A 22,299-nucleotide genomic window follows, 5' to 3' on the forward strand; every position below is an offset into this window, starting at 1 on the left:
GCGAATAGCAATATCTCGCAATTGATACAAAGTCTTGTTGGCCCTATATTCCGCGGCCTCACATCCTTGGGGAAGGGACACGTCATGTCGCGCATTCTTATAAAAACACCAGCCAGTTCACCACGCATGCTGGCCTCGGCCATCGGTGTAGCCTTGAGTGCCAGCTCTGCCGCCCACCTGGCGCAGGCGGCGGAAAACACCGAGCAGAAAGGCGAGCGCAACCCTATCTCCCTCGGCGCCACCAACATTACCGGCCAGGATCAGGACAACACCTCCTACCAGGTAGAAAAAGCCTCGTCGCAAAAATACACCGCGCCGCTGGTGGACACGCCGCGTTCGGTCACCGTGGTGCCGCAACAAGTTCTCAAGGACACCGCCGCTACCTCGTTGCAGGATGCCTTGCGCACCGTACCGGGCATTACCTTTGGTGCCGGTGAAGGTGGCAACCCCCAGGGCGACCGTCCGTTTATCCGTGGTTTTGATGCCCAGGGCGACACTTACCTGGATGGCGTGCGCGACACCGGCGGCCAGAGCCGCGAGATCTTCGACATCGAGTCGATCGAAGTCAGCAAAGGCCCGAACTCCTCGTTCGGCGGCCGTGGCTCGGCCGGTGGCAGCCTCAACCTGGTAAGCAAGACCCCACAAGCGCGGGACTTCACCAACGGCGGCTTCACCTACGGTTCCGACCAGACCCGCCGCTACGTACTCGACGTCAACCGCCAGTTCCTCGATGACAGCGCCGCCTTCCGCCTGAATCTGATGAGCCACGAACAAAACGTTGCCGGCCGCGATGCGGTGAACTACGACCGTTGGGGTGTAGCCCCGTCGCTGACGTTTGGCCTGGGTACGCCGACCCGCGTCAACCTCAGCTACTACCACATGGAAAGCGATGACTTGCCGGATTCGGGCATTCCCTACGGCTATGGTTCGTCGACTGCCACTGCCCACGTGCACGACAAACCCACCGATGGCGGCGACAGCAACAATTTCTACGGTTTGAAAAGCCGCGACTTTCGTAAAACTCGCGCTGATATCAGTACGTTCTCCATCGAGCACGACCTGAACGACAACATGACCTTGAAAAACACCCTGCGTCACGGCAGCACCGGTCAGGACTATGTGCTGACCCAACCGGATGACAGCAAACTCAACGTCAACAAGTTCGGCACCGTATGGCGTCGCGCTAACAGCCGCGTGTCCACGACCACCACGACCACCAACCAGACCGACCTGTTCGGCAGCTTCCAGGCCCTGGGCTTCAAGCACAGTTACTCCACCGGCCTGGAATTCACCGGCGAAGAAACCCGCGTCAGCGGCTATACCGTCAGCCCTAATGCCAACCCGGTGTGCAACCCGGCCAAGGGCGGCGTGGGCGGCCAGTGCACCTCGCTCGGCAACCCGAACCCGGACGACGCCTGGAACGGCAGTGTCGCGCGCAACTACAACGGCACCAACACCAAGGCCACCAGCCGCGCCGCCTATGTGTTCGACACCATCGAGCTGGATCCGAAATGGCTGCTGAATGTCGGCCTGCGTTACGACACGTTCGATACCGAAGCCAACACCAACGCCACTACCGGACGCACCAAGATCAAGGATGACAGCCAGTTCTTCAACTGGCAGGCCGGCCTGGTGTGGAAGCCTTTGGAGAACGGCAGCATCTACGCCTCCTATGCCACCTCGGCCTCACCAGCTGGTGGCCTAGTAGGTGAAGGCGCCGACGGCAACCCACTGTCTGCCGGTGCCGCCACCAGCGACTTGCAGCCTGAAGAAACCGTCAACTATGAACTGGGCACCAAGTGGGACCTGTTCCATGATCGTCTATCCCTGACCGCAGCCGTGTTCCGCACCGAGAAGAAAAACACCCGCATCCTGGTCGATACCCTCACCTACGAGAACGGCGGCGAGTCCCAGGTCGACGGTGTGGAATTGTCGGCCAGCGGCAATCTTACCGATCATTGGCAAGTGTTCGCCGGCTACACCTACCTGGACAGCGAGCTGGTCAAATCCGGCCTCAACGGGCGTAACGGGCTAGTGAGTGCCGGCTCCAACAAAGGCAACCAGATGCCCAACACGCCGAAGAACTCCTTCAGCCTGTGGACCACCTACGACATCACGCCCAAGCTGACCGTCGGCGGCGGCGCGTTCTACGTCGATGAGGTTTACGGCGACGCCGGCAACACCGTGTACGTGCCGTCCTACACCCGCTATGACGCCATGGCCAGTTACAAGCTGACCAAGAACGTCGACCTGCAACTGAACGTGCAGAACCTGACCGACAAGACCTACTACGACAAGGCCTACTCGGCGCACTTCGCCAACCAGGCGGCGGGGCGCACCGCGCTGTTGACCACCAGCTTCCACTTCTAAAAGCAGTCAATGCTCCGACCCAAGGCCCCACGCATCGGATGCGTGGGGCTTTTGTGTGTAAAACAGAATTTTTCTCGTTAACCCACGGCATAATGCGCGCCGTGAAACAGATATCCAGATGAGCGAGGCGGCCCGACGTGTTGAAGAAAACCCTGTTCCAGTTGCACTGGTTTTTCGGCATCACTGCCGGGCTGGTGCTGGCCTTGATGGGGGTCACCGGGGCGGCGTACTCGTTCCAGGATGAAATCCTGCGGGCACTCAACCCCACCGTATTGAGCGTACAGAAGCGCGAGGCCGGTGTGCTGCCGCCTGCCGAACTGGTACGCAAGCTGGAGGCCACCGAAGGCAAGAGCGTCGCGATGCTGTGGGTGGAAAGCGACAGCGGCAACGCTGCCCGAGTGTCCTTCACCCCGCCGCCGGGGGAGCGTCGTGGCCAGATGCGTTACTTCGACCCCTATACCGGCGACTACATGGGCGACGCCGTCGGCCAGGATGTGTTCGGTTTTATCCTGCAACTGCATCGCTTCCTCGCCATCGGCGACACCGGGCGCAATATCACTGGCGCCTGCACCCTGATCCTGGTGTTTTTCTGCCTTTCCGGCCTGTATCTGCGCTGGCCGCGCCAGGTAAAAAGCTGGCGCGCATGGTTGACCCTCGACTGGCGCAAGAAGGGCCGTAGTTTCAATTGGGACCTGCATTCGGTATTCGGCACCTGGTGCCTGTTGTTTTATCTGTTGGCGGCACTGACCGGACTGTATTGGTCCTACGACTGGTACAACCAGGGCATGACCAAACTGCTCTCCGACGCGCCGCAAAACGAGCGCATGCGCAAGCGCGGCCCGCCACCTGCCGGCCCTGCTCCGGTAGCCAACTATGACGCGATCTGGAGCAGCATCTACAGCAGTGCCGGCCCCGACCTGAGTGCCTACAACATCCGCATGCCAGCCATCGCCGGGCAATCGGCCACCGTGTATTACCTGCTCAAAGACTCGCCCCATGACCGTGCGCTGAACCAGATCAACCTGGACCCGGCCACCGGCGAGGTCACATTCCACGAGCGCTACGCCAGCAAGAGCCTCAAATCGCAATTACTCACCAGCGTCTATGCGCTGCACACCGGCAGCTACTTCGGCCTGGTCGGGCGAATCGTGCTCACCGCCAGCTCATTGCTCATGCCCCTGTTTTTCATCACCGGCTGGCTGCTGTACCTCGACCGCCGCCGCAAGAAGCGCCAGGTACGTAAAGCCCGCAATGGCCTGACGACCAATCACAGCAATGCGCCGGCCTGGCTGATCGGTTTTGCCAGCCAGAGCGGCTTTGCCGAACAGCTTGCATGGCAAACGGCTGGCCAGTTGCAAGCCGCGGGCCTGCCGGTGAAGGTGCAGCCCTTGGGCAGCCTCAGCCAAGACGACCTGAGCCAATCGGAACATGCGTTATTCGTGGTCAGCACTTTCGGCGACGGCGAAGCCCCCGACAACGCGCGGGGTTTTGAGCGCAGCGTGCTCGGTCAGGATTTACCGCTCAAAGGCTTGAACTACTCGGTACTGGCCCTGGGTGATCGCCAATATGAGCACTTCTGCGGCTTTGCCCGGCGCCTGCATTTCTGGCTGACCAACCAGGGCGGCAACGCACTGTTCGCCCCGGTGGAAGTTGACAACGGCGACACTGAGGCCTTGCTGACCTGGCAACAACAACTTGGTCAACTCACCGGTCACGCGCCAGCGGCGGCTTGGCAACCCGCCCAGTATGAAACCTGGACACTGAGCCAACGCACCCTGCTCAACTCTGGCAGCGTCGGCGCCGACGTCTATCTGCTGGGCCTCACACCGCCCTCGGCGCAAAGCTGGCAGGCCGGTGACCTGGTGGAAATCCTGCCGCGCAACTGCCCCTGGGCCATTGATCACTTCCTCCATGGCCTGGGCCTGGCCGGCAGCGATGGCGTACTGATCGAAGGCCTGGCGCACACTCTCAACCAAGCCTTGGCCACCCGCCAATTGCCGGATAACCGCACGCACTTGGTCGGCCTGCATGCCCAAGCCCTGGTGAACGCACTGGTGCCCCTGGGCATGCGCGAATACTCCATCGCCTCGATCGCCAGCGATGGTGTGCTGGAGCTGATCGTGCGCCAGGAACGCCACGCCGATGGAAGCCTGGGCCTCGGCTCAGGCTGGCTGACGGAACACGCGGCCATCGGTTCGGGCATCAGTCTGCGCCTGCGCCGCAACAGCGGCTTCCACCTGCCGGATACGCCGGTGCCGCTGATCCTGCTGGGCAACGGCACCGGCCTGGCGGGCCTGCGCAGCTTGCTCAAGGCACGCATCGCCGATGGCCAGCAGCGCAACTGGCTGCTGTTTGGCGAGCGCCAGATCGCCCATGACTACCTGTGCCAGGACGAACTGCAAGGCTGGCTCGCCAGTGGCGACCTGGCCTTGCTCGACCTGGCGTTTTCCCGGGATCAGGAAGAAAAGATCTACGTACAGGACCGCCTGCGCGAATCGGCCGATGTGCTGCGTAAATGGCTGGCGGACGGCGCGGCGATTTATGTGTGCGGCAGTCTGCAAGGGATGGCGACGGGGGTGGATCAGGCGTTGGTGGATATCCTGGGCACTGCGGCGGTGGAACGCTTGATTGAACAGGGCCGCTATCGCCGGGATGTCTACTGAGATTTTCAGACACTGCAGAACCCATGTGGGAGGGGGCTTGCTCCCGATAGCGGTATAACAGTCACTTCTTTAGTTGGCTGATCCACCGCTATCGGGAGCAAGCCCCCTCCCACATTTTTTGACTGCATTCCAGGTCAGGCAGGTTGCAGCTTTTGTTCGAACACTGAGATCCCATCCAGGTCGCGCAAAATCACGGTCAATTCTGCCGTCTGCCCATCAATCTGCACTTCGCCAAAAAACTGGAAACCGGCGAACGGCGAAGTGTTTTGCGCCGGCGGTGCCTTCTGGAACACCACTTGCGGGCCAAAGGTCTTATCCAGCGGATTAGGTCCGAAACTCCCGGCATTCAACGGGCCCGCGACAAACTCCCAGAACGGCTCAAAATCCTGGAACGCCGCACGGTCCGGGTGATAGTGGTGCGCCGCGCAATAGTGCACATCGGCCGTCAGCCACACATGGTTGCGCACCTGTTGCGCTCTTAAAAAGCCCAGTAACTCAGCGATTTCCAGTTCACGCCCCTGCGCCGGGCCGGAGTCGCCGTTAGCGATGGCTTCCCAACGCGGCACACCGGGGCTTACCTCACCGTCAGGCACGCCCAGGCCGATGGGCATATCGGCGGCAATCACCTTCCACTGCGCTTGCGACCCCTTGAGTTCTCGCTTGAGCCAATCCAACTGTTCGCGACCCAGGAACGGTTTCTCGCCGCCCAGGTTGTCGTCATTCGGCCCACGGTAGCTGCGCATATCCAGCACAAATACATCCAGCAGCGGCCCATAGCTGAGCTTGCGATAAATACGCCCGCCGCCGTCGGCACTCTGGCGCCGCATGGGTGAATATTCCAGCCAGGCCTGGCGTGCGCGACCGACGAGGGTGTTGATATCGCGGGTCTGGTAACGCTCGTCCAACTGCTTGCTGGACGACCAGTTATTGATCACCTCGTGATCGTCCCATTGCCAGATCTGCGGCACTTGGGCATTGAAACGACGCACGTTCTCATCCAGCAGGTTGTAGCGGTAATTGCCGCGATACTCATCCAGGGTCTCGGCGACTTTACTCTTGGCTTGGGTGGTGATGTTGCGCCAGATGCGCCCGCCTTCGGTGACCAGTTGCGCAGGCACCGGGCCGTCGGCGTAGATGGTGTCGCCGCTGTGGATAAAGAAGTCTGGCAGGCGCAGGCGCATGGCTTCGTAGATGCGCATACCACCGATGTCCGGGTTGATACCGAAGCCTTGGCCGACGGTGTCGCCGCTCCACACAAAGCGGATGTCGCGGCGCTGTTGCGGCACGCTGCGCAAGTGGCCGAACCAGGGTTCGCTGGCGACACCGGTCTGGGCATCTTCGAAATGCACACGATAGAAAATCGCCTGGTCCACCGGCAAACCGGTGAGTTCCACACGGGCGGTAAAGTCGGTACGGCTGTCGGCAAGGGGCGAGATGAACTTGCGCGGGTTGCTGAACACACTGCGGGTGTCCCACTCCACCACCATCTTCGCCGGGCGGTCGCTGCGGCTCCAGATCATCGCACGGTCGCCGAGCAGGTCGCCGGACTGCACCCCGTCAGTGAGTTGCGGCCGGTCCTTCACCGAAGCGATCACCGCCGGGGCCAGGCCCGGCAACAACAGACCAGCGCCGACGGCTTGCATCACACGGCGGCGGCCGAGATCGAAGTCGCTCATGCAGGTGCCCTCTTGAGTATCAAAAGGGTCACTAAAGCATGCGGGGATGAAGCAGATATGACACCACCCTTACAGCCAAGGAAAATCCAAATGTGGGAGGGGGCAAGCCCCTCCCACATTTTGAATCCCATCAGCCCTTGGCAGCAGCGACCGTCAGTTCCACAGCTTCCGGTCGCTTAAGCAGCGCATACACCAACCCCGTCAACACACTGCCCGCCACAATCGCCAGCAAATACATCAACGCATGGTTCATCGCATTCGGGATCACCAGCACAAACAAACCGCCGTGGGGCGCGGCGAGTTTGCAGCCAAAGTACATCGACAGCGCACCGGTCAAGGCGCCACCGGCAATGCTGGCCGGGATCACCCGCAGCGGGTCTTTGGCCGCGAACGGGATCGCGCCCTCGGAGATAAAGCACAGGCCCAGGACCATCGCCGCCTTGCCGGCTTCGCGCTCGGTCTGGGCGAATTTGCGTCGGGCGAGCAAGGTCGCGATGCCCATGCCAATCGGCGGCACCATGCCGGCAGCCATGGTCGCGGCCATCGGCGCACCACTCGACGCCGCCAACAGGCCCACGGAAAACGCATACGCCGCCTTGTTGATCGGCCCACCCAAGTCCACGCACATCATGCCGCCGAGCAAAATACCCAGCAGCACCGCGTTGGTGGTGCCCATGGTGCTGAGAAAATCGGTCAGGCCGGACAGCAACCGGGCGACAGGCGGGCCGACCAGGTAGATCATCACCAGACCGGTGAACAAGCTCGCCAGCAACGGGATGATCAGGATCGGCTTGAGCGCCTCCAGGCTCTGGGGCAGTCGCACCGCACGGCTTATCAACTTGACGCAGTATCCCGCGACGAAACCCGCCAGGATGCCGCCGATAAAGCCCGCCCCCAGCGTACCCGCCAGCAAGCCGCCGATCATGCCCGGTGCCAGGCCAGGGCGGTCGGCGATCGAATAGGCGATGTAGCCCGCCAACAACGGCACCATCAGCAGGAATGCCTGGTCACCGACGCTTTTCAGCGCTGCCGCCAAAGTGCCCGGCTGTTCGAAGGCATGGATGCCGAACACGAATGACAAGGCGATCAGCAAGCCCCCCGCCACCACCATCGGCAACATGTACGACACGCCGGTGAGCAAGTGTTTGTAGACGCCGGTTTTCTCCGATTTGGCCGGCGCGCCGCTGGCTGCGCTTTCCACTGCGCCTTCGGCCAGGGCCTTGTTGAGGATGGCTTCGGATTGCTTGAGAGCAATACCGGTGCCACAGCGGTAGATCTTCTTGCCGGCAAAACGCTCGGTAGCGACTTCGATATCGGCCGCCAGCAACACCACGTCGGCATTGGCGATGGCCTCCGGGCTCAACGGCGTGCGGGCGCCCACCGAGCCCTGGGTCTCGACCTGCAAATCATAACCCAGGCGTTTGGCGGCCTGCTGCAAGGCTTCGGCGGTCATGAAGGTGTGGGCCACGCCCGTCGGGCAGGCGGTAATCGCGACGATACGCGGCGCATCTTTCGCCGCCACCGGGGCGCCGCTGGTGACATATACCTGGGCTTCTTCGGCGCCGCGACGCAATACGGCCTCGACATCCGCCAGGGCCTGGGCCGGGGTGGTCTGGAACACGCGCTTGCCGACAAACCGCTGCATGTCCACCGGTGTGCTGCTGACCAACAACACCCATTCAGCGTCATCGAGGGTGGCCTGGGACAACTGGCGCTCCGGGCGCTGCACGTCGACGACTTCGACACTGGTGTGCAAGCCCATGCGCTGGGCGGCGGCGTCCAACAAGCGGGCGCACAGCACACTGGTGACCATGCCGTTGGGGCAGGCGGTAACAATGGCTAACTTCATCACAAACCCTCTTATTGTTCTGTCAGCGTGCGTACATCGACGCCGCTTTCTAGGTGCGCCAACTGCGCGTCATCGCTGATGCCAAAGCCGATCTGCGTTACGGCCATCGCGGCAATCGCCGTGGCGCGGCGCAGGGTCTGTTCGGCTGCTTCGTCGCTGAGCAAGCCGTGAAGCATGCCGGCCAACAGCGAGTCGCCGGCGCCCACGGTGCTGGCCACCGTCACCTTGGGCGGCGTGGCGTGCAGCGCTGCACCTGGGCGGTACCAGGTCACACCCGCAGCGCCGTCGGAGACCACCACATGTTCGACGCCCTGCCGATGCAGTTGGCTGATGGCATCGGTGGCATTATCCAAGGCGTCGGCCAGCTCTTCGGTATTGGGCTTGACCAGCCACGGGCCTGCCTGCAAGCCGGTGCGCAACGCTTCTCCACTGGTGTCCAGGGCGACTTTCAAACCGAGGCCTTTCAACTGCTGCAACAGCCCCCGAAACCACTGCGGGCTGACGCCACGCGGCAAGCTGCCGGCCACCACCACCGCGTCGAATTGCGGGCCGATCATTGCGACCCTATCGAGCAGTGCGTTCTGCGCCTCTTCACTCACCAGCGGCCCCGGCGCATTGATGTCGGTGACACGCCCGTCCTGTTCGGCAATTTTGATATTGCTGCGGGTTTCGCCGGGCACGCGAACGAACGCATCGCCAAACCCACGTCGGCTGATCAGCGCATCGAAAGCCTGGGGGTTCGCCTCACCGAGAAACCCGCCGACGCTGACGTCATGGCCCAGGTCCGCCAGCACTTGCGCCACGTTCACGCCCTTGCCCGCCGCATGGGTGAGCATCGCTTCACTGCGATTGACTGCACCCGGTTCCAGGCGCGCCAGGCGCACCGTGAGGTCCAACGCCGGGTTCAGCGTCAGGGTCAGAATCTTCGCCATCTACACGGCCTCCACAAGGGCACGCACCTCGGCAGGCGAACCCACCGCCAGTGCTTGTTGCGCCAGGCCCCGGGCCTCGCTCAGACTGAATTCACGTACCCGCGCCTTCACTTCAGGAATGCTGCGGGCCGACACACTCAACTCATCCACACCCAGGCCGACCAGCACCGGCACGGCCAATGGATCTGCCGCCAACTCGCCGCAGACGCCGACCCATTTGCCGTGGGCATGGGCGGCGCGCACGGTGATGTCGATCAGTTGCAACACCGCCGGGTGCAGGCCGTCGGCCTGGGCCGACAGGGTCGGGTGACCACGGTCGATGGCCAGGGTGTACTGGGTCAGGTCATTGGTGCCGACGCTGAAGAAGTCCACTTCCTTGGCCAGTACCGGCGCCAGCAAGGCGGCTGACGGTACTTCGATCATGATGCCCAACTGCAAATCAGCCACCGGGATTTCCAGGCGCAGGCGCTCGGTCATGTCCCGGGCTGCACGCCATTCATCCACGCTGCCGACCATGGGAAACATGATGCGCAACGGTCGGTTATCCGCCGAACGCAGCAGCGCACGCAGTTGCGCTTCCATGATCTTGGGGCGCTGCAAGGTCAGGCGAATACCGCGTACGCCAAGAAACGGATTTTCCTCTTCGGCGATAGGCCAATACGGCAAAGGCTTATCGCCGCCCACATCAAGGGTGCGCACTACCAGCGGGCGCCCGTCGAGGCCGTCGAGCACGCGACGGTATTCGGCCTCCTGGGTGGCTTCGTCCGGCGCTTGGGGATGGGCCATGAAAATCAGCTCGGTGCGCAGCAGGCCAATGCCTTCGGCGCCCTGCTCCACTGCACTGGCCACCCCGGCGCTTTCGCCGATATTGGCGAACACTTCCACGGCGTGACCGTCACGGGTCAGCGCCGGTTCGTGGCGTTGGGCCGACGCCGCCTGCAAGCGTTGTTCGCGGGTATCGCGCTCGACCACAGCCCGTTGCAAAGTAGCGGCGTCCGGGTCGACATGCAGGCGACCGCGCTGACCGTCGAGCAACAGCGGTGTGCCGGCGTTCAGCAGCAACACTGCAGCGCCTGCGCCGACCAAGGCAGGAATGCCCAGGGCGCGAGCGACGATGGCGCTGTGGGCGGTGGCACCGCCGCGAGCGGTAAGGATACCGGCGACGCGGGCCGGGTCCAGGCGCGCCACGTCCGAAGGGCCGACTTCATCCATCACCAGGATGTAGGGCTCGCTGGGCTCCTGAACGGTTTCGACACCGCACAGTTGCGCCAGTACTCGACGACCTATATCGCGCAGGTCGGCGGCGCGCTCGGCCAGCAAGGCGTCCTGCAACGCTTCCTGCTGCTTGGCGGCGGCTTCGATCACACTCATCCAGGCGGCTTCGGCGCTTTCGCCCTGCTTGAGGCGGGTGTCGACTTCGTCGGTCAGTTCCGGGTCGTCGAGCATTTCCTGGTGGGTGATGAAAATCTCGCGGATGGCCTTGGCCAGGCTGCGTTCGATCAGGCCCTGGATATCCTGGCGCACCTCGCTCAAGGCCGCGTGCAGGCGCTGGCGCTCAATCGCAGCAGACTCACCGCGCAGGGGGTAATCAAACAGCTGTGGAATCTGGATATGGGCCGGGCCGATGGCGATGCCCGGCGCGGCGGCGATGGCCTGGAGCTGGCTACCACTCAGTGGCGCACTGAGTACCGGCTCGACATCGACCTGGGCAGGTTGGGCGCTCACGCTCGGCAATGGCTCGACGTCTTCGCCAAGCCCCTCTTCGATCGCGGCCAACAGCGCGGGCAATGCGTCGCCGGCAATCGTCGGCTCGGCAACGAATTCCAGTACCTGGCCGCGACGCGCACCAAGGCTGAGCAACTTGCTCAGGCTTTTGACCGACACGGCGCCCACCGGGCCATCGATGATACGCACACGGATATCGCCGTCGAAACTCTTCGCCAATTGCGCGAGGATCTTGGCCGGGCGCGCATGCAGGCCATGAGCGTTGGCCAGGGTAATGCGGGCGCTGGGCCAGTCCGCAGGCAATTCGCCGCCCAGCACTTCCAGCACCGCACGACTGCTGGTGGCACGCCCCAGTTCCTGGCCGCGCCCTTCAATCAACAAGGCACACAGGCGTTCAAGCAGGGCTTGGTGGGCTTCACCGAGGCTCGCCAGGCAGAACAGGCCGTGCAGGGGCTGGCCGAGGTAGCGCATGGGCTTGTCCGGCGTGACAAACGCCAGGCCCGGGCGCTTGACCGTCTGCTCGCTGTGCAACCACCACAAGCCATCGCCCAGGGGCAGCGCGTCAACTTGTTGCAGCACTGCAGCAAAACCATTGCTCACGCAGTCGGCCTGACGCAGCAGGCGTGCGCCGCGCCATACCAGCTCTTCAAAATCGTCGGCAGATACGCCCAGGCTGATCATCTGCGCATCCAGCGCCAGCTCCTGGGGAGCGCCTTGCAACAGCTTCAACAAGGCTTCGGCGCTGCCGGCCCGACGCAGTGCCTGGCCCAAGTCGGTTTCACCGAGGGCGCGGGTCAGCAGTTGCAACAGCCGCAGGTGCTCATCGGATTTAGCCGCGATGCCAATCGCCAGGTAGACCACCTGGCCGTCGCCCCAGTCCACCCCTTCGGGGAACTGCAACAGGCGCACACCGGTGGAAAATACCTGGTCGCGGGTTTCTGGCGTGCCGTGGGGAATGGCGATGCCCTGGCCGAGAAAAGTCGAACCCTGGGCCTCACGGGCTTGCAAGCCACTGAGATAACCCTCGGCAACCAGGCCATCGGCCACCAATTTGTCAGCGAGCAGGTGCAAGGCAGCAGACTTATCCACAGCCACCTGGCCCATGGATATCTGCTCTACGGTGAGCTCAAGCATGCCGTTCTCCTAGTTAGTGCGATGTGCGCACTAGGTATTGTTTTGAATAAATCAGCGCGAGACGTTCAAAAATAACTGACTGAGTGGTCAATTGGCAGTGGTCACTCAGTGGCGAACATCGTAAAAATACGCCTGCTGAAACGTTTAATCTAGAATTTATGGCAGATTACGCGTTAATTGCGCAAGCTAGAAGGGCCACTCGGCGCTTGCTCTGGGACATTGGTCGTGGGCTGGAATCGGTTACGATTGGACAAAATGTCGGGGCACGCTCTAAAAAACAAGGAAATCCCGGTTTGAAACTCAGTGATATCGCACGTCTGGCCGGTGTGTCCGTGACCACCGCCAGCTATGTCATCAATGGCAAGGCCGAACAGCAACGCATCAGCAATGCAACCGTTGAGCGTGTTCGCGCCGTAGTCCAGGCCCATGGCTTTACGCCCAATCCCCAAGCCGCCGGGCTGCGCAGTCGGCACACGCGCACTCTGGGGTTCATCCTGCCCGACCTGGAAAACCCCAGTTACGCACGCATCGCCAAGCTGCTGGAACAAGGTGCACGGGCGCGGGGCTACCAGTTGCTGATTGCCAGTTCCGATGACGAAGCCGCCAGCGAACGCCAACTGCTGCAACTGTTCCGTGCGCGGCGTTGCGATGCGTTGTTCGTCGCCAGTTGCCTGCCAGCCTCGGATGACAGCTATCGCGAGCTGCAAGCCAAGGGGTTGCCGGTGATCGCCATTGACCGGGTCATGGAGCCGAGTCAATTCTGCTCGGTGGTCAGTGATGACCGCCAGGCCTGCCAGCAACTCACCAGCAGCCTGCTGCAACCGCTGCCCAAGCAAATCGCACTGATCGGCGCACGCCCCGAGTTGAGCATCAGCCAGGAGCGTACTGCAGGTTTCCGTGAAGCGCTGCAAGGCTTCACCGGCGAAGTGATCATCGAACAGGGCGAAGCCTTCAGCCGTGACTGCGGCCGACAGTTGATGGAACAACTGCTGCAACGCCTGGGGCATTTGCCCGACGCGCTGGTGACGACATCCTACGTACTGCTGCAAGGCGTGTTCGACGCGCTGCATGACTTCCCCCTCAGGTCGCGCCCCCTGCGCCTGGGCACCTTCGGCGATACCCAATTGCTGGATTTCCTGCCACTGCCGGTCAACGCCATGGCCCAGCAACACCAGTTGATCGCCGAGACCGCCCTGCGCCTGGCCCTGGCCGCCATTGAGGAAGAACAGTACCAACCGGGCGTGCACGCCATTGGCCGGACCTTCAAGCAGCGTATTCACGAGGCCTGAGCGTGGAGCTGATCGACACCCACACCCACCTGGACTTCGCGGACTTCGACCACGATCGCCCGCAAGTCCTCGCCCATAGCCGTCAACTCGGCGTACAGCGCATGGTGGTGTTGGGCGTATACCAGAAAAATTGGCAGCGGCTTTGGGATTTGGTGCAGCAGGACGACGGCTTGTTCGCGGCCTTCGGCTTGCACCCTGTGTATCTCGATGATCATCGCCCTGCCGACCTGCTGGAGTTGGGTGACTGGTTGACGCGCCTGCGCGGCCACCGGCAATTATGCGCCGTGGGAGAAATCGGCCTGGATTACTGGCTTGAGCAACTGGACCGCGAGCGCCAGCAGAGCCTGTTCGAAACGCAACTGAAACTGGCACTGGATTTCCAACTGCCGGCCTTGCTGCATGTACGCCGCAGCCACGCCGCCGTGATTGCCACTCTCAAGCGCATCCGCCTGCCACGGGGCGGGATCATCCATGCGTTCGCCGGCAGCCTCGAGGAGGCCCGCGAGTACATCAAGCTCGGTTTCAAACTTGGCCTGGGCGGCGCCGCCACCTGGCCCCAAGCCCTGCGCATGCACAAGGTACTTGCCCAGTTGCCCCTTGACGCTGTTGTGCTGGAAACCGATTCGCCGGATATGGCCCCGGCCATGTATCCCAACCAGCGCAACAGCCCGCAGCACCTGCCGGACATCTGCGTAGCCCTGGCGCAGCGCATGGCAATCAGCCCTTCATTGCTGGCTGAGACGAGCACACGCAATGCGTGTGAGTTGTTCAACTGGTAGCGGGCTGATGACCTGCAACTCCAAGGTCATCCTCTGTCGATGACGGGCGTAGCGCACGACCAGGAAATGAATCAACACCGTAGCCAGTGAAAGGTTGAACTGCGCAATCATGCTGAGCAGGCCCAACCACTCTGCAACCAGGGCCACCACCAAGGTCGCGCACGTCAGCATGATCATGCTCGGGCGCACCAACGCCCACTGGTCGAGGGCGCGAAACTGACGCAACTGCTTGAGGCAACACAGCTGCAAGCCGCAGTGGCAATACGTACAGTCAAAAGGTATATCAATGGCAATGGCGTTCAATTGCCAAGGCTTGAGTTCAAACGTCATGTCGCACTGGGCGCAATGCCCCTTGATACCGATTGCAGCGGCCATCGTCGTGTCTCCTCGTGACCGTGACGGATGAAATAAATTTTCACCTAACCACGCTGCGATAAAACACAGTCCGACAAATCAGGATATGCGCCACGCAATCCAAAGCTCAATCCCACAGCAAATTCCTACACTCGAAACGCACCGATCAATTGCTTCAACTCAATGACCTGTGCCGACAATTGCCGGCTGGCCGCTTCGGTCTGTTGGGCGCCTTGCGCCGCATGCTCGCCAGCGCGATTGATTTCGACAATATTCTGGTCGATGTCTTGGGCGACCGCCGTTTGCTGCTCTACGGCAGCGGCAATCTGCTGGTTCTGGTCAACGATCATCCCCACGGCGCCGAGGATATTCTCCAGGGCTTGCTGGACTTTTTCCGACTGCCCCACCGTGCCACTCGCCATTTCATGGCTGCTGCCCATGGCCTTCACCGCCGCGCCGACGCCACTGTGCAAGCGGCTGATCATTTGCTCGATTTCTTCGGTGGAATGCTGGGTGCGTCGGGCCAGGGTGCGCACCTCGTCGGCCACCACGGCAAAACCTCGGCCCTGTTCACCGGCGCGGGCGGCTTCGATGGCCGCGTTGAGCGCCAACAAGTTGGTCTGCTCGGCAATGCTCTTGATCACTTCCAGAACCCTGCTGATGTCCTGGCTGTCGGCGGCCAACTGGTTGATTACCCGCACCGACTCATCAAGCTCCGTAGCCAGGCGTGCGATACCGCCTTGCTGTGATTGCACCAGCGCTCGCCCACTGACGGTTTCATCATTGACGCTCTGTGCGCTGTTGACTGCCACCGCCGCGCTACGCGCCACCTCCTGGGCAGTGGCCGACATTTGGTTCATCGCCGTCGCAACTTGTTCGATCTGGCTGCGCTGGCCAGACACCGCCTGGTTACTCTGTGCCGAAACCGCCTGAACCTGTCCGGCCTGCAGCTCGACCTGGCTGACCGTATGCCCGACGCGCTCGATCAAGTCGTGGATCTTGGCCACCGTGCCATTGAACACCTGGCCCAAGTCCCCGAGCTCATCGCGGCTTTGGGCTACGAAGGTGACCGTCATGTCACCTGCCGCCACTTTGTCCATCATTGCCCCCAGGCGACGCAAGGTGGTACGAGTGGAAACGAAGAAGCCTGCATATAAGTAGAAAATCAGCGCAAATACCGCCGCCAGGGCCGCGACCAGCAGCACCATGTGCAGTCGGTTTTGTGCCAGGCGTTGCTCCAGTTGCTGCCCGATGAACGCCAAGGTGGCGTCATCCAGTTGATATGTCTTGGTCATCAGTTGGCTGACGCTGTCGTAAAACCCCTGCCACGATGTGTCGAGGGTCTCGGCCATCACCACCTGTTCTTCGAACAATTCGCTGCCTTGCTTGAGGCTGGCCTGGCTGGCTTGCGCCAGGGTGTCGAGGGTAGCGTGTGCGGCACGGCTGGCGCCCAGCGCGTCCTGCAGTTTCAAGCCATATTCGCCCTGGAGTTTTTCCAACTGCTGCAGCAGTTCGTCAAAGCGTGTGCTGGAAGCAGAATTGATAAAGCCCTGGCCCAGGGAATACGCGCCCATCGCACGCCCCTCCCCCAGGGCCTGGGTGACTTGCGGGGTGACGGTGGTGACCAGGTCGGAGAGCTGGCGTAGATCACTTTGCGCGTCACGGCTCAAGCCGGCTTGACTGGCAATAATCTGGCTGAGCATCTGGGCCTGGTTAAGTAATTTGCCGATCAGCGCCGTTTTGTTGAGCAACGAACTTTCCTGTTGCTGCGCCTTGAACGCGGCGATCAACTCGTCGCGCTTGCCTTCAAAAACGGTGACGTGCTCGGGCTCGGTCGCTACGGCGCTGAAGCCTTGCAAACGGTCCAGCACACTCTGCTCCAAGGCGCTGATCCTGGCCTCAAGGTCAGCGGCCTTGCCGGACTGGCCAAGCGTGGCGTTGATCTGCACCTGGTTGTTGAGGGTTTCCAGGTCGCGACGCAACACCAGGCTGCTGCCAAGCAGGTCAAGGCTCTTAAGTTCAATGCGAGTGCCCTGGAATTCGCGCCAGGAATCACGCACCAGATAGTAGTTGGTCGCCAGCATCGGCAGCAGGAATAGCACACTGATCAGGCTGAACTTCATGCCGAAGCTCAGGCGGTTCATCAGCGCTACGGCGGGATAGAGCAAGCTCTTCACAGGTGACCTCCCCTTCTTTTATTTTTATTGAGGCGCAGGGCGGCGGCAGAAAGCCACTATTTGGCGCTCTGTCTGTATAGCTCAATTTGAAGGGGAGTTTTGTAACGTAAGGTTAACGGCGTGTGCGGAGACCCAATGTGGGAGGGGGCTTGCCCCGATAGCCATGGGTATCGACACAACTCTAAAGTAGCGACCGCCAGTAACCACGATGCGAAGCGAGCCGCTCTTGATCTTGATCTTAGGCGCCCCGTTAAACCACGCTGGCCGGAATTCGACAGGGATTTGGGGGGTAAACCGGCAGGGATGCCGGTTTAGCCGCCCCGCGCCATGGATGGCGCGTGGCGGCGCCCCCCCAAATCCATGGCGGATTACGGGCACACCGAGCCTGGGCGAGGTGCCGAGTGGTGGGGCAAGAGCGTTTGGTTACTTTTGCGCTTTTCAAAAGTGACCCGCTGTAAAAGCGGAACCAATAGCCGCCGTTACCGCAGCAATGGATATGTACACGGTCTGATCCAACATCCTGGTCGGCTGTCAGGCCGCCATCGGGGGCAAGCCCCCTCCCACATTTTGATCGCGCTGCATCAGTTAGATCGGGAGCAAGCCCCCCTCCCGCAATGTTTAGGGCAACACGGTCCAGATGGCAAAGCCGGCATACCACAGCACCGCTGCACGCAGCAGCAGCTCCCACAGCCGATCCAGGCTGTTGATGCCATCGGCACCCACCACCGGCGGCGGAATTTCGGCAGCGGCCAGTCCGACTTTTTCCATCAGTTGTGCAGCGCTGATGTCCCAGCTCAGCACTTCGTGGAGCATCACACGGCTGACCCCGACGAAATTGCCCACCAAGGCAAAACTCGCCGCCAGCAGGCGTACCGGCAACCAGTCAAACGCGTGGCGCAGCTGCGTGGCGCGCTCGGCCACCAAGGGGTTCTGGCTATGTTCGCTGGCCAGGGCTAACAGGCGATAGGCCAAGGCGGCTACCGGACCTAGCAGGAAATACCAGAAGATCACCGCGAAAAAGCTTTGATACGCCTGCCACAGCAAGTAGCCCTGGACGCGCTCCAGCAATTGCTCGCCACTGTCCGCGCCAAGATTCAGATCGCGCTCGGCCACGTGTTCGGCAGCTTGCAGGTCACCGCGCCGCCAGGCGTCACGAAACGGTCCCAGCCCTGCCAACAGATCACCACGGCCCAGGCTATAGATCACCACCAGCAAGTGCACCGGCAATGCCAGCAGGCCATAGGCCACCGGCTCCAGCACCAGCAGCAACAGCGCCAGCAACGCCACGGGCAGCAGCACCATGATCAGCAGGATCAGCCAGGGGCGCTTGCCCATGCGCGGACTCGACTCCAGCCTGGCCAGCTCACGCAGCCATCCTCCGTCGCGCTGCAGCCGCAGGCGCAAGGCCGAGAACTTCTCAATCCAGACCGCCAACACCAACACCAGGAAACTCATTATTCGTGTCCTCCATCCTGCAGGGCGCTACGAAAGCGCGTCCAATCAAAAGCGGGGCCCGGGTCGGTCTTGCGCCCCGGGGCAATGTCGCTGTGACCACAAATACGTTGTTGGGTAATCTTCGGGTAGGCCGTCAGCAGCTGGCGTGTCAGGTCGATCAGAGACCTGTACTGGTCATCGGTATACGGCAGTTCGTCCGTACCCTCCAGCTCGATCCCAAGGGCAAAATCGTTGCACACTTCGCGGCCCTCGAAACTGGAAATACCTGCATGCCAGGCTCGGTCCCGACAGGAAACAAATTGCGTCACAATGCCGTCACGCTCAATCAGAAAATGCGCAGACACACGTAGGTGCGCGATACCCTCAAAGTAGGGATGTTCCGAGACGTCCAGATGATTCTGGAAAAACTCCTGCACCTTGCCAGTCGCGAACTGCGCTGGGGGCAAGCTGATGTTGTGCACCACCAACAGCGAGATTTCGCCTTCAGGGCGCTCGTTGAAGTTGGGCGAAGGGCAGTGACGGATGCCCTGGCACCAGCCGCTGGCGGGGTCCAACTGCATACAGGCTCCTTGAATGAGACTAAGTGTTACCAGTATGCCGCGTTCCGCCCCGCGGTTGCGATCACTTGCCGCGATTGAGTTGACGCAGGTTACCCATCACCGCAGCCAGCGCACGTTCGAACAGCAAGCCATTATCCAACGTGCGCAGCGCGCCACGCTTGAAGGCCAGGGCTAATTGCCCGGCGGTTTGCTCCAGGACCCTGAGCCCCGTACGACTGACAAAAACATAGGTATTGGCAGGGGGCATGATTGCCGTCAATTTGCAGCGCAGGATGGGGACGTCGTTTTGCTGCAGTTCGATCCAGGTGCCTATACGCAACTGCTGGACCTTGAGCAAATCGGAATCATCATCGGGCAGAGACTCTTGGGGTGGCGGCAAACTCGAGCTGAAGACGAAAGGTTCGCGGACTTCGACCAGCACATCGACGCCCTCGCCCCCTGACGACTGTACATGCATGGCCTGCAACTGCTGGAAAAACTCACGGGTGCTGAACGAATCGAACGCCGCGCTGGCCAGACCGTCACGCAGCGCCTTGAGCAACCCAGGTAATTGCTCGAGCAAACGCCGACCTGCTTCGGTGTCTTCCTGCAGGCCAACGCTCCAGATCAGCTCATCCATGGTGCGCAGCGCCGTTTGCCATGGCAGGGATTGTTCGCCGTGCTTGAGCGTGGTCAACAACAGTACCTGGCTCCAGGCCTGCTGCAGGAACCGCAGCAAAAACTGCGGCAAGGTTTTACCCATAATCCGTCGATTGATCACCTGCGCCACCCGCTGGCGAGCAGCCTCGGTATGCAGGCGCTCTTGCTCGGCTTCATGGGTGTGCCGCTCCAGCAACTCACTACGCCTGCGCTCATCGGCGGTAAACGCGCTGAACTGCGCCAGTAGCTGGGAAAAAATTGCCGTGTCTTCGACAAACTCATTCAGTAGCCGCTGTACGACCTGCTCGATACGCAGGTAGAGGTAGTCGCGCGGGTTATCCCCAGGCGGGTTCCATCCCATGACGGCGCTCGCGATTTCATTGAGCAAGCGGCGCACCGGATGGTTCGCACAGCTGAACAGGCTTTTGTCCAGCACCGCGACTTTCAGCATCGGAATCTGCAAGCGGGCAATCAAACCCTTGAAAGCATCCGGCACGCTGCGGTCATCGAGAATGAACTCAAACAGCAAGGCGACCAGATTGATTACATCTTCGTCAGCCTCTTCCAGCACCCGCGACCTGCCACTCTTGACGCTGACCCGAGTCAGTAGCTGCTCAAGCTGATTGCGCAGGTCAAAATCGTCCTCGGCGTCGGGCTCCGGGACGTACTGCTGCAAATGCGACAGCAGGCGCAGCAGGTCACGGGGGGCGATGGGTTGCGGCTCGGTACTGGCCTCGAGGGTCGGCGCTACGCTGCCACGCACGGCCACCAGCCATTTCTGCAAGGCACTGAAGGCCTCTTGTCCGCTTGGCTCGAACGGCGGCTCGGCGATCGACTGGTTGGCGTGATGCTGATCACGGGCCGCAGGCGCGCCGGGACGACGGGACGGAACGGCCTTGAGTTCGGGCAGTACCCCAGTGGCGATCAGCAGCTGATTGGCCTCGGCGTACAGCAGGTCAGCGTCGCTGAGCACATATTTTTCAAACAGCTTGAGCATGATCAGCTTGACCCGGATCTCCACCCCCAGGCTGCGCCCGGCCTGCAGGAAGAACTCGCAAAGCAGGGCCGGCCCCAGTGGGTTCTCATGGTCATCCAGGCGCCGGCCAAGCAATTCACTGAATCGCGCACTCAACTGCCCCAGTGCCAACCCATCGCGATGTCGTACCCGACTGAGCATCGCTTCCAGGGCCACGGCTTTTTCCGCCTCATCCGCGCTTGTACCGGACGCGCCTTCGTAAGACATCACCGGCACCAAGTGCATGTCGCCGCGCCCGGCCAGGCACAGATCGGCAAAGGCGGCAAACAGCTGCTCCATGAATACGCGCTCGAAGTTCTTGCGCTTGAGGCGCAGGTCGCGCATGGCCTCGAAGAAAATATGATGGTCGACGGTGCTACGGGCTTTGTCAGCCATTTCGAACAGGGTGTCGTCGGCGTTATCGAACAACTCCTGCAAACCCTGTTGCAACTGTTGCGCAGCCTTGTCACGCACCTGCAGCACCACCACCGGCAGGCGCGCGAGCGGCGATGGCGTGGCCTGTGCCCTGTTGAAAGGCACCACCTTTCCGTCATTGTGCATCCTGGCCTCCTGAAACGGCGGTGTTGAGAGGGGGAAAGAACGGGGGCAGGCCCGGGAGGCACTGCAAACACCCGGCTACCACCAGGACGTCAAAGCTATGACGCCAATCGCAAGGCGCGAGATTATCTTGCAAATGAGGGTAGTTGCGCCAGCAAACTATGCCTTTGCGCGGTAATTGAGTGGCGAGCCTGGGTTCAAACGCGCGCAGCCCCTATAATCGAGGCACTTTGTTTGTGGAGCCTGTTATGCCGAACCTCCGTCTCGCCGACCTCACCGCCGAAATTGAAGCCAACGTGCGCCGCGCACTCCTGGAAGACATCGGCAGTGGCGACATCACCGCGCAGTTGATCCCGGTCGAACGGCTGGCCAAGGCGACGATCATTACCCGCGAGGCGGCCGTTATCGCCGGTACGGCGTGGGTAGATGCGGTGTTTCGCCAACTGGACCCGCGGGTAGCCGTGCATTGGCAGGTGGCCGACGGTGAACGGGTCAACCCCAACCAGGCGCTGTTCCACCTTGAAGGCCCGGCACGCTCGCTGCTCAGCGGTGAACGCTGTGCGCTGAATTTCCTGCAGATGCTGTCAGGCGTCGCCACCCGTGCGCAGTTCCTGGCGGACTTTGTTGCCAGTACCCAGGTCAAGCTGCTGGACACCCGCAAGACATTGCCGGGCCTGCGCCTGGCGCAGAAGTACGCAGTCACCTGCGGTAGTTGCCATAATCACCGCATCGGGCTGTATGACGCGTTCCTGATCAAGGAAAACCACATTGCCGCCTGTGGAGGTATTACCCAGGCCATCACGGCCGCCCACAAGATCGCCCCGGGCAAGCCGGTGGAAATCGAAGTGGAAAGCCTGGAAGAATTGCGCGAAGCCCTCGCGGCGGGTGCCGATATCATCATGCTGGATGAACTGAGCCTGGACGACATGCGCGAAGCCGTGCGCCTGACCGCCGGCAAGGCCAAGCTGGAAGCCAGCGGCGGGATCAACGAAACCACGCTGCTGCCTATCGCTGAAACCGGTGTGGACTACATCTCCATTGGCGCGATGACCAAGGATCTGAAGGCTGTGGATCTGTCGATGCGTCTGAGTATCTAAAGTGCCTTGACTGTAGGAGCGAGCAAG

The 22,299-nt window shown here is 61.6% G+C and carries 14 protein-coding genes and 1 pseudogene; 5 read left to right on the top strand and 10 right to left on the bottom strand.

Annotated features, from left to right (window positions below):
- Positions 1–84: 84 nt before the first annotated feature.
- Positions 85–2,370 carry a TonB-dependent receptor gene (locus tag NMB39_RS24635; protein ID WP_494339945.1) on the top strand — a complete coding sequence of 762 codons (2,286 nt, stop codon included), beginning with the start codon at positions 85–87 and terminating at the stop codon, positions 2,368–2,370.
- Positions 2,371–2,507: 137 nt separating this feature from the next.
- Positions 2,508–5,033 carry a PepSY domain-containing protein gene (locus tag NMB39_RS24640; protein WP_494339944.1) on the top strand — a complete coding sequence of 842 codons (2,526 nt, stop codon included), beginning with the start codon at positions 2,508–2,510 and terminating at the stop codon, positions 5,031–5,033.
- Between the two features lie 134 nt (positions 5,034–5,167).
- Here NMB39_RS24640 and NMB39_RS24645 read toward each other — a convergent pair whose 3' ends face one another.
- From NMB39_RS24645 to ptsP, 4 genes are all read right to left on the bottom strand, one after another.
- Positions 5,168–6,709 carry an alkaline phosphatase D family protein gene (locus NMB39_RS24645; RefSeq protein ID WP_198719227.1) on the bottom strand — a complete coding sequence of 514 codons (1,542 nt, stop codon included), beginning with the start codon at positions 6,707–6,709 and terminating at the stop codon, positions 5,168–5,170.
- A 130-nt stretch (positions 6,710–6,839) separates the two neighbouring features.
- A complete protein-coding gene (locus NMB39_RS24650) occupies positions 6,840–8,558 on the bottom strand; it encodes a PTS fructose-like transporter subunit IIB (protein WP_494339943.1) in 1,719 nt (572 codons plus the stop codon).
- An 11-nt stretch (positions 8,559–8,569) separates the two neighbouring features.
- Positions 8,570–9,490: a 1-phosphofructokinase gene (gene pfkB, locus NMB39_RS24655; protein WP_057021595.1), complete on the bottom strand. Its 921-nt coding sequence runs from the start codon at positions 9,488–9,490 to the stop codon at positions 8,570–8,572.
- Positions 9,491–12,349, bottom strand: a complete 2,859-nt coding sequence (gene ptsP / locus NMB39_RS24660; protein ID WP_464005690.1) for a phosphoenolpyruvate--protein phosphotransferase — start codon at positions 12,347–12,349, stop codon at positions 9,491–9,493.
- 293 nt (positions 12,350–12,642) lie between these two features.
- On the opposite strand from ptsP, the gene cra reads away from it, so the two are divergent.
- Positions 12,643–13,638, top strand: coding sequence for a catabolite repressor/activator (gene cra, locus NMB39_RS24665; protein WP_057021597.1), 996 nt, complete (start codon positions 12,643–12,645; stop codon positions 13,636–13,638).
- A 2-nt stretch (positions 13,639–13,640) separates the two neighbouring features.
- Complete coding sequence (locus NMB39_RS24670) at positions 13,641–14,417, top strand: TatD family hydrolase (protein WP_057021598.1); 777 nt, start codon at positions 13,641–13,643, stop codon at positions 14,415–14,417.
- Here the strand turns inward: NMB39_RS24670 and NMB39_RS24675 are convergent.
- The 6 genes and pseudogenes from NMB39_RS24675 to NMB39_RS24700 all read right to left on the bottom strand — a co-directional run bounded on the left by NMB39_RS24675 (position 14,364) and on the right by NMB39_RS24700 (position 21,178).
- Positions 14,364–14,792, bottom strand: coding sequence for a hypothetical protein (locus NMB39_RS24675; RefSeq protein ID WP_057021599.1), 429 nt, complete (start codon positions 14,790–14,792; stop codon positions 14,364–14,366). The genes NMB39_RS24670 and NMB39_RS24675 overlap by 54 nt on opposite strands.
- A gap of 125 nt (positions 14,793–14,917) precedes the next feature.
- Positions 14,918–15,847 carry a methyl-accepting chemotaxis protein gene (locus NMB39_RS24680; protein ID WP_494343372.1) on the bottom strand — a complete coding sequence of 310 codons (930 nt, stop codon included), beginning with the start codon at positions 15,845–15,847 and terminating at the stop codon, positions 14,918–14,920.
- Positions 15,824–16,915, bottom strand: a pseudogene (locus NMB39_RS24685) (methyl-accepting chemotaxis protein); the annotation flags it as partial. The pseudogene NMB39_RS24685 and the gene NMB39_RS24680, both read right to left, overlap by 24 nt.
- Before the next feature lie 651 nt (positions 16,916–17,566).
- Positions 17,567–18,403 carry a regulatory signaling modulator protein AmpE gene (ampE, locus tag NMB39_RS24690; RefSeq protein ID WP_057021601.1) on the bottom strand — a complete coding sequence of 279 codons (837 nt, stop codon included), beginning with the start codon at positions 18,401–18,403 and terminating at the stop codon, positions 17,567–17,569.
- Positions 18,403–18,963 (bottom strand): 1,6-anhydro-N-acetylmuramyl-L-alanine amidase AmpD, encoded by a 561-nt coding sequence (ampD, locus tag NMB39_RS24695; RefSeq protein ID WP_057021602.1) that lies wholly within the window; start codon positions 18,961–18,963, stop codon positions 18,403–18,405. The genes ampE and ampD overlap by 1 nt, the downstream gene beginning before the upstream one ends.
- A 61-nt stretch (positions 18,964–19,024) precedes the next feature.
- The gene (locus NMB39_RS24700; protein ID WP_057021603.1) at positions 19,025–21,178 is read right to left on the bottom strand and encodes a DUF1631 domain-containing protein; all 2,154 of its coding nucleotides are present in this window, start codon (positions 21,176–21,178) and stop codon (positions 19,025–19,027) included.
- 245 nt (positions 21,179–21,423) lie between these two features.
- Between NMB39_RS24700 and nadC the strand changes: the two genes are divergently transcribed.
- A complete protein-coding gene (nadC, locus tag NMB39_RS24705) occupies positions 21,424–22,272 on the top strand; it encodes a carboxylating nicotinate-nucleotide diphosphorylase (protein ID WP_057021604.1) in 849 nt (282 codons plus the stop codon).
- The last annotated feature ends 27 nt before the right edge of the window (positions 22,273–22,299 follow it).

The sequence above is a fragment of the Pseudomonas sp. FBCC-B545 genome, assembly GCF_059134095.1.